11 protein-coding genes are annotated in these 13,746 nt (G+C 41.3%); 5 read left to right on the top strand and 6 right to left on the bottom strand.

From position 1 onward, the window contains the following. Nucleotides 1–38: 38 nt before the first annotated feature. From ACFFGT_RS32585 to ACFFGT_RS32570, 4 genes are all read right to left on the bottom strand, one after another. Nucleotides 39–3,773, bottom strand: coding sequence for a sensor histidine kinase (locus ACFFGT_RS32585; RefSeq protein ID WP_377026701.1), 3,735 nt, complete (start codon nt 3,771–3,773; stop codon nt 39–41). 83 nt (nt 3,774–3,856) lie between these two features. Then, nucleotides 3,857–4,744 carry an ACP S-malonyltransferase gene (fabD, locus tag ACFFGT_RS32580; protein WP_377026700.1) on the bottom strand — a complete coding sequence of 296 codons (888 nt, stop codon included), beginning with the start codon at nt 4,742–4,744 and terminating at the stop codon, nt 3,857–3,859. A gap of 91 nt (nt 4,745–4,835) precedes the next feature. Next, nucleotides 4,836–5,477 carry a GTP cyclohydrolase I FolE gene (gene folE, locus ACFFGT_RS32575; RefSeq protein ID WP_377026699.1) on the bottom strand — a complete coding sequence of 214 codons (642 nt, stop codon included), beginning with the start codon at nt 5,475–5,477 and terminating at the stop codon, nt 4,836–4,838. A gap of 9 nt (nt 5,478–5,486) precedes the next feature. Continuing rightward, the gene (locus ACFFGT_RS32570; RefSeq protein WP_377026762.1) at nt 5,487–5,903 is read right to left on the bottom strand and encodes a 6-pyruvoyl trahydropterin synthase family protein; all 417 of its coding nucleotides are present in this window, start codon (nt 5,901–5,903) and stop codon (nt 5,487–5,489) included. Nucleotides 5,904–5,979: 76 nt separating this feature from the next. On the opposite strand from ACFFGT_RS32570, the gene mqnB reads away from it, so the two are divergent. The 3 genes from mqnB to ACFFGT_RS32555 all read left to right on the top strand — a co-directional run bounded on the left by mqnB (nt 5,980) and on the right by ACFFGT_RS32555 (nt 7,783). Beyond that, nucleotides 5,980–6,600, top strand: coding sequence for a futalosine hydrolase (gene mqnB, locus ACFFGT_RS32565; protein WP_377026698.1), 621 nt, complete (start codon nt 5,980–5,982; stop codon nt 6,598–6,600). A gap of 12 nt (nt 6,601–6,612) precedes the next feature. Beyond that, nucleotides 6,613–7,482, top strand: a complete 870-nt coding sequence (locus tag ACFFGT_RS32560) for a menaquinone biosynthesis family protein (protein ID WP_377026697.1) — start codon at nt 6,613–6,615, stop codon at nt 7,480–7,482. A 67-nt stretch (nt 7,483–7,549) separates the two neighbouring features. Continuing rightward, complete coding sequence (locus tag ACFFGT_RS32555) at nt 7,550–7,783, top strand: hypothetical protein (RefSeq protein WP_377026696.1); 234 nt, start codon at nt 7,550–7,552, stop codon at nt 7,781–7,783. Between the two features lie 96 nt (nt 7,784–7,879). Here ACFFGT_RS32555 and ACFFGT_RS32550 read toward each other — a convergent pair whose 3' ends face one another. Together ACFFGT_RS32550 and hflX are read right to left on the bottom strand one after the other, a co-directional pair. After that, complete coding sequence (locus tag ACFFGT_RS32550) at nt 7,880–8,353, bottom strand: hypothetical protein (protein ID WP_377026695.1); 474 nt, start codon at nt 8,351–8,353, stop codon at nt 7,880–7,882. A 26-nt stretch (nt 8,354–8,379) separates the two neighbouring features. Then, complete coding sequence (gene hflX / locus ACFFGT_RS32545; protein ID WP_377026694.1) at nt 8,380–9,561, bottom strand: GTPase HflX; 1,182 nt, start codon at nt 9,559–9,561, stop codon at nt 8,380–8,382. A gap of 206 nt (nt 9,562–9,767) precedes the next feature. Between hflX and ACFFGT_RS32540 the strand changes: the two genes are divergently transcribed. Then, a complete protein-coding gene (locus ACFFGT_RS32540; protein WP_377026693.1) occupies nt 9,768–11,747 on the top strand; it encodes a DUF3857 domain-containing protein in 1,980 nt (659 codons plus the stop codon). Nucleotides 11,748–11,809: 62 nt separating this feature from the next. After that, the gene (locus tag ACFFGT_RS32535) at nt 11,810–13,735 is read left to right on the top strand and encodes a DUF3857 domain-containing protein (RefSeq protein WP_377026692.1); all 1,926 of its coding nucleotides are present in this window, start codon (nt 11,810–11,812) and stop codon (nt 13,733–13,735) included. The last annotated feature ends 11 nt before the right edge of the window (nt 13,736–13,746 follow it).

The raw sequence follows: 13,746 nt of genomic DNA, 5'->3' as shown, positions 1-13,746 counted from the left end.
ACTTTAGCATTGAAAAGTTTTGCCGGAGTATTATAGGATCACGCGGCCGGTAAACTCAAATAAAACGTAGTGCCCACTCCCATAGTTGTTTCAAACCAGATTTTGCCGTTGGCATTTTCGATAGAATTTTTGATGAAAGCGAGGCCTAAACCAGTTCCGGAACTTTTGGTGGTAAAGTTTGGCTCAAAAATCTTTTCGCGCATTTCTTCAGGGATACCGTTGCCATTATCTTTAATAGTAAGCAGGATATTTTTACTGGTTACCAGGTAATTGATATCTATAATACATTTCCTGTCGTGCGGGGTAGCTTCAATGGCATTTTTTAGCAGGTTGTTGAAACAACGTAATAGCTGGTCGCGGTCGGCATTAATGTTAAAAGCATTTTCGGGTTGCTGATAAGCAATTTGTACGTTATCCATTTGTTTAAAAATGATAACCGCCTGGTTCAGCATATCAAAAATATTGATCTGTTCTATCCGGGTATCAGGCATCTTGGCAAATGCCGAAAATTCGGACGCTATTGATGACAGGCTTTCTATCTGCTCAACAAACGACTTGCTGAAACGTTCAAATTTCTGATCAAACTTAGGGTCTTTATCCTTCCATGACTTATCAAGCAGCTGCAAGCCCAGTTTTAGCGGCGTCAGCGGGTTTTTAATTTCATGTGCAACCTGCTTGGCCATTTCACGCCAGGCGCTTTCACGCTCCGACTGAGCCAGTCGCTGGGCACTGTTTTCAAGTGCCGAGATCATTTTATTATACTCTTTAACCAATGCCCCGATCTCATCATCGCGCGACCATTTGATCTGCTCGTTCTTTTTACCGTAAATGGTTTTACTGAGGCTTTGCTGTATAAAGTTTAGCGGCGCGGTTATTTGCCTGGCAATGATGATGGCAAACAAGCCTATGGCTATAAAAACTATAGCATAAACGTTTATCATCACGTTAAGCAAGGAGCTGATCCGCTCACGATAATCGGCTTCATTACTAAAGTAGGGCACCTGGATATAGGCTACCGTTTTGTTTGATGATGTAAGGGTTATTGGGGCATATGCGGCCTTGTAACTCAATTCGCCTATCTTTTCATCATTTACAAACTCGGTTTTTTGCAGCTTGCTTAAAAAGATGAATGCACGGGCGTTCATCCGTTTGGCAACCAGGCCGTTTTCGTAAATTTTAGGCTGGGTGGTTAGCAAAGGCACGCCGTTGGTATCAAATACGGTAAGGTCGGTTGCATAGGTATTGGCCAAATCATTAAAATGAACCTGGCTCTCTTCGTTTACGTGCTCAACGTACTGGGTAAAAAGACCGTTTTCAAATGCCGATGATATGCGGGTTATTTTATCCCTGATCATTTTTTCCTGCTGCGTGTGGTACTGGTTGCTTATGGATAAAAAGGTAATAAAGCCAACCAGCACTAATGTAACCACCACCGCCAGGATCATTGAAATCTGGATGCGGGTTTTATACAATACCTTATCAAAATTTATCCTGAAGTTTATCTTCAGCCCATCTTCGGCTATGTTAAAGATCTTGATACGGGCCCACGACCATTTTAAGGTGATGATAACGGCACTGAAGATCAGTATTACTACCAGGAAAAAGGTAAGCGAAGTAACCGCGTAATAAAGCGAGTTTTCCTCCCTGCTAACAACAATCAGGTTCCTTTCGCTGGGCCTGTATATCAGGTGATTGTACGTTGTAAAGCTTTCATACCAAGCAGTGCTGTGGTTTTGGGTGGTTTTTTCTGTATATTTTTTCAGGTCACTTTTAAACTCAAGGTTATCGAGCGAATAAACATAGGTACCGCGCTGGCTCAGCAGCTTGTTATCGCTGTAAAAAGCATACGAATAATCTTTAAAATCATTTTCAGGGCTGATATTGCCATCAATGAGCAACTCGGGAAAAGCGCCTGATGATTGCAGCGGCTTCGATTTAAGTTCAATTACAATAGTACCCAGTTGCTTGTTACTGGTATTTACAGGCAATATGGCAAAGTAATTCTGATACCCGAACGATTCGTTTTCGCGGTAAAAATAGTCTGATACTTTAAATGAACTATACAGCACCAGGTCTTTAAAAACACTCAGCGAGTAGTTTTTATCTGCCGATGTAGGTTGCTCATTGGCATCATACTCATGCACCTTGAACTCATATTTTGAAAGATAGCCATCAAAATAAAGTTTCTGGAAACGGGTTTTAAGATAATCGCCATTATGCAGGCCATTAGTAAAATAACGTACTATAGCGGTATCCGTTATAATCTGGTTCTCTACCTTTTTAAAAATATAATCAGCCGTGGCATCATCAGGAATTTCCAGCTTTTGTACCAGGGCCTTCCTGGTTTCGTGTTCCTTCAGGTCTTCAAAATGGTTAAGCTTAATGGCTGCTATCAGGGCGCAAATAAATACAATACCTAAAAACGAAGTTGCAAAAAGTTCCTCTTTGTGATAAACAAAATTATAGGCCCGTATTAATACCAATATTGCCCATAATATATAAAACAGCGTAAATTCCTGGTAATAAGCAAATACAATAGTAGTGACGGTAATTCCGCATAAAAACAGGAACAGCTGATGTGTTCGCGGCACAGTAAGCTTAAGGCATATGGTTAAAACAACCTCGTTCAGCAGGTAAAATATCAAAAAGCTGAAGCACAGCATCAATACCCCCAGTAAACTAAAACCCGTTAAGCTAAGGACATTATTTACATCAAAATTGATTTTCGAGTTAAAAACCAGGCCGTAAAACAAACGTAATAGTGATGTTGATACTACTATAAGTGTTAAAATAGAAGTAACCACTACAAAATAGCCGGTTGTCTTACTTTGTACATCATTTAAAAACCCGCGGCGCTGCTTGTACACATAGGTTACAAACCAAAAAATGACCAGGATATTGATGCAAAAATCGCCCAGCGAAGGATAAACCAGGCTCGAACCATAAAATATGGGATTGAAAATGCTGAGCTTATAAGTAAAATCGGGCAGGTTATAATGCAGGTTAATAAACCTGAACAGCACAATATATAAAGCCAGGAATATGATGGATAAAACTACATACCCCTTAGAGGCAACATAATTGCAGATGTTATGCATCAGGACACAAAGCGTAATAGCTGTCAGGATCCAGAATGAAAGCTCGTAGTAAACAAAATCATTATTGGTATCATTATTTTTAAGCTTTACCGAAAACAGGTAATCATTATCGCTGCTGTGAACCTCGTAAACGTTGATATCTGTAAAATCGGCTATATCAATGTTGTCATCATCAAGCAGATCTTTGGCAAATTTATTTTGAAGGTATTTATTCTGGAAAGCGTAATTGATTTTTACCGGGATAAAGAAAATAACGGAAAAGTTCCCCTCCGTTTTCCGGAAAGTTTCATAATATCCGTTAGATTGCTGAATAAATGAATAACCTTCCTTAATGGTATTTGTACTATCGGGCAATACTTTTATCCCGCTCCAAAAGCTAAGTTTGTTATTGGTTAGGGTAATAAACCAAATGCTGTTTCTGGTAGTAAAGTTTTCAATGGCATTAATAGCATCCTGCTCATTATTGCGCAGGTTTACCATCTTTTTAAATCCCCAGTTGCCGTTAAGCTGTTGGTTTATAAAGGCCTCCTTACTGTGAAGATTATCTTCCAGTACCCGTGCAGACTGTACAAGACTGTTTACCGGCGTATATGTTTTTTGAACAATAATGGCAGTAAATAGCAAACTAAGCCCCAAAAGGGCAAGCAACAGGCGTATTTTTCCGGAGGTAGTCAAGATGTTGCTATACTATGGATTTTTTGTTTATTACAAGCCTATAACAAAAATAAAAGCCACATGTTGTATGTGGCTTTTAAAAATTATTGCGGTAAAACAGCGCTTGCTGTTATCACGGTTTTATCAACCTTTTTAACAAGCCCCTGCAGTACGTTGCCCGGCCCCACTTCGGTAAATGATGTGGCGCCATCTTCAATCATGTGCATTACGGTTTGTGTCCATCTAACAGCACCTGTAAGCTGGGCTATCAGGTTTTGTTTGATCAGCTCAGGATCGGTATACGGTTTGGCATCAATGTTCTGGTAGATAGGGCATACCGGGGCTTTGATCTCGGTAGCCACAATGGCAGCTTCCAGTTCAACCCTTGCCGCTTCCATTAAAGGTGAATGGAACGCGCCACCCACTTTAAGCTTTAAAGCACGTTTGGCGCCGGCTTCGGTCATTTTAATACAAGCCTCGTCAATACCGGCAATGGAGCCTGATATTACCAACTGGCCCGGGCAATTGTAGTTTGCAGGCACAACCACCTCGCTTATGCGTTCGCAAATGTCCTCAACAGTAAAATCATCCAGTCCTAAAATGGCAGCCATGGTTGATGGTTGTATTTCACAGGCTTTTTGCATGGCATTGGCACGTGCGGCAACTAAACGCAGGCCATCTTCAAACGTTAAAGCACCTGCAGCAACCAAGGCCGAAAACTCGCCCAGTGAATGTCCTGCAACCATTTCGGGCTGAAAATCATCGCCCAAAACTGTAGCTAAAATGGTGGAATGTAAGTAAATAGCAGGTTGGGTTACGTTGGTTTGCACCAGGTCTTCGGCAGTGCCTTCAAACATTACATCAGTAATACGGAAACCTAATATTTCGTTAGCCTTTTCAAACAGCTCACGTGCTTTTTCTGACTGGTCGTACAGGTCCTTGCCCATACCTACAAACTGGGCGCCCTGGCCCGGGAAAATATATGCTTTCATTAGCCCCCTAACCCCCTAAAGGGGGAATTTTTTTAGTGTTTATAATATAATTATTAGCTCCCATCACTCCCCCTTTAGGGGGCCGGGGGGCTTAACTCAACTTAGAGCTTATCAAATTCAAAAACTCAGTCCTTGTTTTTTCCTTCAGGAACTCGCCGGTAAAGGCCGATGTGGTGGTTACCGAATTTTGTTTTTGTACACCGCGCATGCTCATGCACAGGTGGCGGCATTCAATTACCACGCCAACGCCTATCGGGTTCAGCGTTTGCTGAATGCAATCGCGAATTTCGTTGGTTAAACGTTCCTGAACCTGTAACCGGCGGGCAAATACGTCAACCACCCGGGGGATCTTACTCAGGCCTACCACATGCCCGTTAGGGATGTAGGCCACATGCGCCTTGCCAAAAAACGGCAGCATATGGTGTTCACACATCGAGTATACTTCAATGTCTTTCACTACCACCATCTGGCTGTAATCCTCTTTAAACTTGGCCGAGTTCAGGATCTCCTCGGCATTAAGGTCATAACCGTGGGTTAAATAAAGCATAGCTTTGGCAACACGCTCAGGGGTTTTTAATAAACCTTCTCGCTCTGCGTCTTCGCCTATCTGCTTTAATACGTTGTGGTAGTTATCCTTTAAACTATCAATCCGCTCCTGGTTGTAACGATCTATTTTGATGTATCCGCCGAAATCGTCATCGTCGGTATCCTGGCTAAATTGTGAATCGCTCATCTTATAAAATTAACCGCCAAAATACTCGGCAGAATTGTTTTCGGTTTCGTACAGCTTTACCGAATGTAAAAATACACCCTCGTAAGCTTCGATAGGCTCTTTTAACTGGTTAAAGATCTCAATACAGAGCAACTCTGTCGATGCCATTTTGCCGGCCATAAAATCAACATCTTTATTAATGTTTTTATGATCCAGCTTTTCAATAACATACTCATTGATAATCGTCTTCAGCTCTTTCAGGTCTATCAGGTAGCCGGTAGCGTGCGTAACTTCGCCCTTTACAGTTACAAACAGGTTGTAATTGTGACCATGCCAGTTGGGGTTGGCGCATTTGCCAAACACCTCAAAGTTTTTTTCAGCGCTCCATTCCTCACGGTACATCCGGTGAGCGGCATTAAAATGTTCCTTGCGCGTTATATGTATCATCATAACAAAAGTGGGTGCAAATATACAAAACAAAAACAGGTGAGTTGTTTTATATTAGCCGTCAAAATAATGCAATATGCTTATACTCATTGTTGCAGCTACCAAATTTGAGGTTGAACCACTGGTCAATGCTTTTGGCAGCAAGGTTGATGTATTGATAACCGGCGCGGGCATGGTGCCAACGGCCTTTAGTATGGCCCGGCAACTAAGCAACCACACTTACGACCTTGTGCTTAACTTTGGCATAGCAGGCAGTTTTGACCGCAGTTTTCATTTAGGCGATGTACTGGAAATTACCGAAGATACCTTTGCCGAACTTGGCGCACAGGATGATGAGGCTTTTATCCCTATCGATACCCTTGGCTTCGGAGAAAGTGCTTTTACGCCCACAACTTCACTCGAACAGGTTTATCCAAATTTTTTTCTGAAAAAGGCAAAAGCTATAACCGTTAATACGGTACACGGACATGAAACATCCATCCAAAAAATACAGCAACGGCTAAACCCGCAGCTGGAAAGCATGGAGGGAGCAGCTTTTTTTTACGCCTGCCGGCAGATGAACGTGCCCGGTATGCAGATCAGGGCAGTGTCAAATTATGTTGAAAAACGCAACCGCGAGGCCTGGAACATTGGGCTGGCCATTAAAAATCTGAATACATTTGCCATCGACCTGGTTAGCCAGATCATTAACAGTTAATCTACTACCCGCATGAAACTAACGCTCGGATTTTCGCCCTGCCCTAATGATACTTTTATTTTTGATGCCCTCATCCACCATAAAATTGATACCGAAGGACTGGAGTTTGAGGTTTTTTATGATGATGTGGAAACGCTTAATCAAAAAGCCTTTCGTGGCGAGCTGGATATTACCAAGCTAAGCTACCATGCTTTTGCCTATGTAACCGATAAATATGTGTTGCTTGACTCGGGCAGTGCACTGGGTTTTGGGGTAGGACCATTGTTGATTTCGGATTTGGAAATTTCGATTTCGGATTTAGAAAAAGGAGAAATCCGAAATCGAAATTCCGAAATCAAAAATCCTTTAATTGGTATTCCCGGCAAATACACTACTGCCAACTTTTTGCTGGGCCTTGCATTTCCGCAGGCTACCAATAAGCAGGAGCTGGTGTTTTCGGAAATAGAAGATGCTTTGCTTGATAGCCGTATAGATGTTGGCCTGATCATTCACGAAAATCGTTTCACTTATCAGGATAGAGGCCTGAAAAAGATAATTGACCTTGGCGATTACTGGGAAAAACGCACCGGCTGCGCTATACCGCTGGGCGGTATTGTTGCCAACCGTAATTTACCCCTGGATGTTCAGTATAAAATAAACCGGGTGCTGCGCAAATCGGTTGAGTTTGCTTTTGCCAACCCAAAATCGGGCCTGGAATTTATCAAGCAACACGCCCAGGAAATGAGCGAAGAGGTGATGTATAAACACATTGAGCTTTACGTTAACCAATACTCGGTTGAGCTTGGTGAAGAAGGCCGTAAAGCTATTAACCTGATGTTTGATACCGCTTTGGAGAAGGGGATCATACCGGAGATAAAGGAGGGGATATTTTTGACTGATTGAGAGCATAGAAAGATGGCGTTTAGATATTAAACGAATGATTATATTTGTGTGCAGGAAGGAGATGTAAATGGAAACTAAAAAAATTAAAATAGAGGAACTCTATGACCCATTTCGTTCTTATCAATATAGGTCTTATTCCGTAGAAGAGATTTTGGCAGCCGGAGGAGCTACTGCTTTCGCTGTTAAGATGGGCAAAAGCATGAAAGGTCTGGAAGAGGAATTGCAAGCCTTCCCAGATGATGCTTTTTTAACCGACGAAGAGTTTGAAGCCGCTCTTGCAATGCTTAGGGAAAGTAAATGAATTGATTTCTCGACACCAATATAATTTATATGGTTAAGCAGGCACTGATAAGCCTATGGAACTGCATATCAGCACATGCCAGTTACAAGTAGAAAGCTATTTGAGATTATCATAAGAGGCTGTCTCTGCTATCTGTGCAATTCGTTCTTCCAGATTAGGTATATATCCACTATCTATTTTCAGTTTTTCTCTTTCCCGATTTTGTTTTCTGGCTTCTGCAAACAATGTTTCGTAGCTGAGATGCAATGATTTTAAAACATCTGTCCAGAATCGAACCCGTTCGTCCGGCGAATGACATGGCCCATCTCTGTTATCTTTAAAACGTTCGTGATCGATAACAAATAATTCCGTCGAGTCATATCCCATGATTTTAGCCTTATCTTCAATCAACTCGCGTTCAGGCCAATTGTCAAACCAGTGTTCGCCATAGTCATTATCCAATATAAAAAAACGGCCAATCCATACAACCTCATTCCATTCGGTAAGCCCCAATTGATCTGCTATTCTCTTGTAATCATTATCAACCATAAAACAATTAAGTTCATCGAGGTATTTAAAAATTTTGATCATCGAGACATGATAAAAAAGTTGGTTTATCAATACAACAACTGGTCATACGGATACCTCTCCGTATGGATCGCCTTTACTTCGTCGTACAACAAAGCCCTGAACTCATCAACATTTTCTTTTTTGGTGGCCGAAATAAATATGGCGGGAGCATTATTCTTAGCCATCCAGCTTTGCTTAAAGTCTTCGAGTGTTAGCGGTTCATCCTGCGATACCTGGTGATCTTCGGGTTTAAAAGCATCTATTTTGTTAAACACGGTGATAATGCGTTTATCAATAGCGCCGATATCTTTCAAAGTTTCGTTAACTGTACGGATCTGATCTTCAAAATTGGGGTGCGAAATATCAACCACATGGATCAGGACATCTGCCTCGCGGGTTTCATCAAGCGTTGATTTAAAGCTCTCAACCAAATGGAGGGGCAGCTTACGGATAAAGCCTACCGTATCCGACATCAGGAAAGGCAGGTTTTCGATCACTACTTTCCTTACTGTAGTATCCAGCGTTGCAAACAACTTGTTTTCGGCAAACACCTCCGATTTGGCTATCATGTTCATGATGGTCGATTTGCCTACGTTGGTATAACCTACCAGTGCTGTACGCACCAGTTGATGACGGTTTTTGCGCTGGGTTTCATTCTGTTTATCTATCTGCTTCAGTTTATCCTTTAACAGCGAGATCTTATTCAGGATTAAACGACGGTCGGTTTCAATTTGCGACTCACCCGGACCACGCATACCAATACCACCCTTTTGGCGTTCAAGGTGGGTCCAGAGACGGGTAAGGCGGGGCAGCAGGTATTGTAACTGTGCCAGTTCAACCTGGGTTTTGGCCTGGGCTGTTTGGGCACGGCTCGCAAAAATGTCCAGGATCAGGTTATTCCGATCAAGAATTTTTACCTGCAGCTCATTCTCTATATTACGCAATTGCGAGGGCGAAAGGCCATCGTCAAAAATAACTATGTCAATTTCTTCTTCTATAACGTAGGCTTTAATTTCTTCCAGTTTACCTGAACCTACAAAGGTTGCCCTGTCCGGGCGCTGCAGTTTTTGTGTAAAATGGTTCACCGTTAATGCCCCTGCTGTGCTGGCCAGAAACTCCAGTTCTTCAAGGTGTTCCTTCTCCATTTCATCGGTTTCGTTTGGTGTTATTACACCAACAAGTACAGCTTTCTCCTGCTTCACAGCAGTATCATAAAATTTTTGCTTCATTAATTACAGTATATCAATCCAAATGCCAGTTAAATAAATGTACGTAAACAGGGGCGGGAAATGAAATTTTAATGTCAAAATAACAGGGTGCCGGGGTAAATTCATGACAGCAATTATCGCCATAAAAAAATAAATAAAATGGCCGGAAAATTTGCTTTTAAATATTCCGGTAATTGTTATTTTTGATTTGATTAAACCTCATCACGATGAACAGGCTTTTAGTGTTGCTCGGAGCAGCCTTATTTGCGTTACCGGTTAACGCTCAGAAAAACGAAAATCCCCCTAAAATTCTACCCTTTGGCAAAATCGAAACAGCCGATCTTGAAATGACGAAATGTGATTTTGAGCCGGATGCCAATGCCGAAGTTCTTTTTAACAAAGGTGACGTTTACTACGATGGCTCATTTGATATTAGCGGCGAATATCACAAACGCATCAAAATCTTTAATGATAAAGGCAAAGATGAAGCCAATATCCGTATTGAGTATTACGGCGGTAACCGCCTGGAATATATTAACGATGTACAGGCCGAAACCATTAACCTGGTTAACGGAAAGCCCGAAATAACCAAGCTGGATAAAAAGCTTATTTATACCCAAACCATTGATAAAGTACGCAACGCTATTGTTTTTTCAATGCCAAACGTTAAAGCGGGTTCGGTAATTGAATACAAGTATAAATATCACACTGTTTCGATAAGCAATTTCCCATCATGGGATTTTCAGCAAAAAATACCGGTACGCTACAGCGAACTGGATACCTCTATTCCCGATCTGTTATATTTCCGGACGGTAAGCCATGTATGGATGCCTTATTCAAAATCAATTCATAAATCGGATGCACGTACAATGCCGGGTAATAACTCTTTATCCTACAATGACGAAAAGGATTTGAGGGCTATGGAAAATATCCCGTCACTGCGCGATGAGCCTTATATGCGCTCATACACAGATAATATCATGTCGTTACAGTTTAACCTTACCTCGGTAAAATCAAGCTATGGTTTTTATAAGTCATATTCAGATACCTGGGCCAAGGTGGGGGGGCTTATTGCCGATGATGAAGATTTTGGAGGTCAGCTTAAACGTAAATTAAAAGATGAAGAGCCTATCATTGCCAAGGCCAAAACGTTTAAAACCGATGATGAAAAAATAGCATACATATTTAATGCAGTAAAAAACACCATGAAATGGGATGGTATCGACCGCTGGTATACCAACGATGGTACTTACCGGGCCTGGGAAAAGAAGACCGGTAACTCGGCCGAAGTTAATATCATTTTATACCACCTGCTTAAGCAATCGGGTATTAAAGAAATTTATCCCATGATTGTAAGCACCCGCGAGCATGGAAAGGTTGACGGGTACAATACCTCGCTTTCACAATTTAACAGGGCTGTGGTTTATATCCCGGTTGATACCACAAAAGAATATATCCTGGATGCCACAAGCAAATACAATCTGTACAACGAAATTCCGGATAACCTGCTTAACTCTTCGGGCTTATACATTGATAAATCGGCCAATACTTACGATATGCTCACTATCGAAAAAGATGCGCCCGCCAGGCAGGTAGTCATTATCAACGCCGATATCTCGGCCGACGGAAAAATGACAGGCACCGCCGATATCAGTAGTTTCAGCTATCATAAAATGAGCAGCTGTGAGCGCTATAAAACTGATGGCGAAAAAAAATATATTGAATACTTAAGGGAAAAGGACAATAACCTAAAAATATCGTCATTAAAAATGAATGATATGGAGGTTGATACCCTGCCCCTGGTTCAAAACATAGCCTTTAACCTTGAGCTTACAGGCTCAGATGGCAATTATATTTACTTTAACCCCAATTTGTTTACCCCCATACGTACCAACCCTTTTCTGAGCGAAAAGCGAGCTACCGATATTGATTTCGGGCACCGCAACCGGTATGAAATAAACGGCAGCTATAAAATTCCGGCCGGTTATAAAATTGATGCCCTGCCCAAAAGCATCCACATGGTTATGCCCGATCAAAGCATAAGCCTTAAGCGCTTTATTGCCGAGCAGGATGGAATGGTCATGGTACGGTATGTTATTTCATATGAAAAAGCTTTTTATGAAAAAGAGAGCTATCCCGAATTAAGAGAATTTTATAAACAAATGCAGGATATGCTTAATGAGCAGATAGTGCTCAAAAAAGCTTAGCCAATACATTCCTTATAATTAATCGCAAATCCATAAACCTAATTAACAATACTATAATTTAAATGAATAAATTATTAACCCTTATTGCCTTGGGTGCTTTTGCTACAGTAGCAAAGGCCCAGGCCCCTGCTATCCCAATTGCCCAGGCTTTTGGCAAGGTTGACAAAGCCGATCTTGAAATGAAAGCCTGCGATTTTGAAAAAGACGCCAACGCCGAAGTTCTTTTTGATAAAGGCGAGGTCTATTTCGATACACAATACAACATCATATTTGAAAGGCACAGGCGTATCAAAATATTTAACGATAATGGTAAAGATGAAGCCAATATCCGGTTAACTTATTACGGCGCTAACCATGCCGAATTTATAACCGGGTTACAGGCCGAAACTATTAATCTTGAAAATGGCGTTGCCACCCCCATTAAAGTCGATAAAAAGCAGATTTTTACACAAGCTGTTGATAAAAACCGTTCGGCGCTGGTTTTCTCATTCCCGAATGTAAAACCCGGTAGTATTATCGAATACAAATACAGGCATACCATTAACAACATCGGCGATTTTCCTGACTGGTATTTTCAGGGCGACCTGCCAACCCGCTATAGCGAGCTTAATACCAATATTCCTGATGTACTCACTTATAAAAACCTGGTGAACCTTCATTACCCGCTGGTGGTTGATAAAACTTCCGGAAGCAATACCCATACACAGGCAATGGCCAATATTCCTTCGGTAAAGGAAGAACCCTACATGGATGCCGTTAACGACAATTCAGAGCGGATCCTTTTCCAGCTACTGAGCATTCGCGGCACCTTTATGCACAGCTTTTCCGACACCTGGACAAAGGTTGGTGAAAACGTTATTAAATGGGAGGATTTTGGCGAACAGCTTAACCGTAAGCTTGCCGGCGAGGAAACTATTGTTGCCAAAGCAAAAACTTTCAAAACCGACGATGAAAAAATAGCCTACATTTTCAACGAGGTTAAAAATACCATGAAATGGGATGAATCCTATGATAATACAACCAATGATGGTACTGTTAAAGCCTGGGAAAAGAAAACAGGCAACTCAACAGAAGTAAACCTCATCCTTTATCATTTGCTTCAAAAATCGGGCTTAAAGGTTTATCCTATGATGGTTAGCACCCGTAAGCACGGCCGCATAAACCCTGCTTATCCAAACTCTTATCAGTTTAACAGTACCGTAGCTTACATACCTGTTGATAGCGCAAAACACTACGTGCTTGATGCCACAAGCAAATACAATCTTTACAACCAGGTTCCTTATACCTATCTTAATTCGTTTGGCTTTTTAATAAACAAAGCAGATAACGCTTACGATATGACGTTTTTACAAAATACCGACCCGGTAAGGCAGGTGGTTTTGATCAACGCCGAAATTAAACCCGATGGCAAAATGACCGGCAATGCCGATATCAGCAGCTTTGCCTATAACAGGATCAACGCTATAAGGGATTACAAAACCGATGGGGAAAAAAAATATATCGAAAACCTGCGCGATAATAACAACAACCTTAAAATATCATCGCTAAAATTTGAAGACATAGATATTGATACACTGCCCTTACGCCAAAATATCAATTTTAACCTCGACCTAACCGGCTCAGATGATAATTACATCTATTTTAATTCAAACCTGTTTACCGACCTTAAGACCAACCCGTTTTTAAGTGAAAACCGTACTACCGATATCAACTTTGGCTATCGCGATAACTATGCAATAACCGGCATTTTTAAACTGCCTGCAGGCTATAAAGTTGATGCATTGCCTAAAAGTGTAAGCATGGCCACTCCTGATAATTCAATAGTTTTTAAACGCATAGTGGCCGAACAGGATGGCCAGATCATGGTACGTCTTAATATCGATCACAAAAAATCGATATATTTCAAAGAGGAGTATGCTGATTTTCATGAGTTCTGTAAAAAAATGTACGAAATGATTAACGAGCAGATAGTGCTTAAAAAATCATAGTGAATAATATA

This window comes from Mucilaginibacter angelicae (genome assembly GCF_042434235.1).
GTDB classification, from domain to species: domain Bacteria; phylum Bacteroidota; class Bacteroidia; order Sphingobacteriales; family Sphingobacteriaceae; genus Mucilaginibacter; species Mucilaginibacter angelicae.
This window is presented reverse-complemented; position numbering and strand designations above follow the sequence as displayed.

What these genes read in the sequence shown, in the direction of transcription:
- fabD (WP_377026700.1), bottom strand. Translation starts at nt 4,744, where the DNA reads ATGAAAGCATATATTTTCCCGGGCCAGGGCGCCCAGTTTGTAGGTATG.
- folE (WP_377026699.1), bottom strand. Translation starts at nt 5,477, where the DNA reads ATGAGCGATTCACAATTTAGCCAGGATACCGACGATGACGATTTCGGC.
- mqnB (WP_377026698.1), top strand. Translation starts at nt 5,980, where the DNA reads ATGCTTATACTCATTGTTGCAGCTACCAAATTTGAGGTTGAACCACTG.
- ACFFGT_RS32550 (WP_377026695.1), bottom strand. Translation starts at nt 8,353, where the DNA reads ATGATCAAAATTTTTAAATACCTCGATGAACTTAATTGTTTTATGGTT.
- ACFFGT_RS32570 (WP_377026762.1), bottom strand. Translation starts at nt 5,903, where the DNA reads ATGATACATATAACGCGCAAGGAACATTTTAATGCCGCTCACCGGATG.
- ACFFGT_RS32540 (WP_377026693.1), top strand. Translation starts at nt 9,768, where the DNA reads ATGAACAGGCTTTTAGTGTTGCTCGGAGCAGCCTTATTTGCGTTACCG.
- hflX (WP_377026694.1), bottom strand. Translation starts at nt 9,561, where the DNA reads ATGAAGCAAAAATTTTATGATACTGCTGTGAAGCAGGAGAAAGCTGTA.
- ACFFGT_RS32535 (WP_377026692.1), top strand. Translation starts at nt 11,810, where the DNA reads ATGAATAAATTATTAACCCTTATTGCCTTGGGTGCTTTTGCTACAGTA.
- ACFFGT_RS32560 (WP_377026697.1), top strand. Translation starts at nt 6,613, where the DNA reads ATGAAACTAACGCTCGGATTTTCGCCCTGCCCTAATGATACTTTTATT.
- ACFFGT_RS32555 (WP_377026696.1), top strand. Translation starts at nt 7,550, where the DNA reads ATGGAAACTAAAAAAATTAAAATAGAGGAACTCTATGACCCATTTCGT.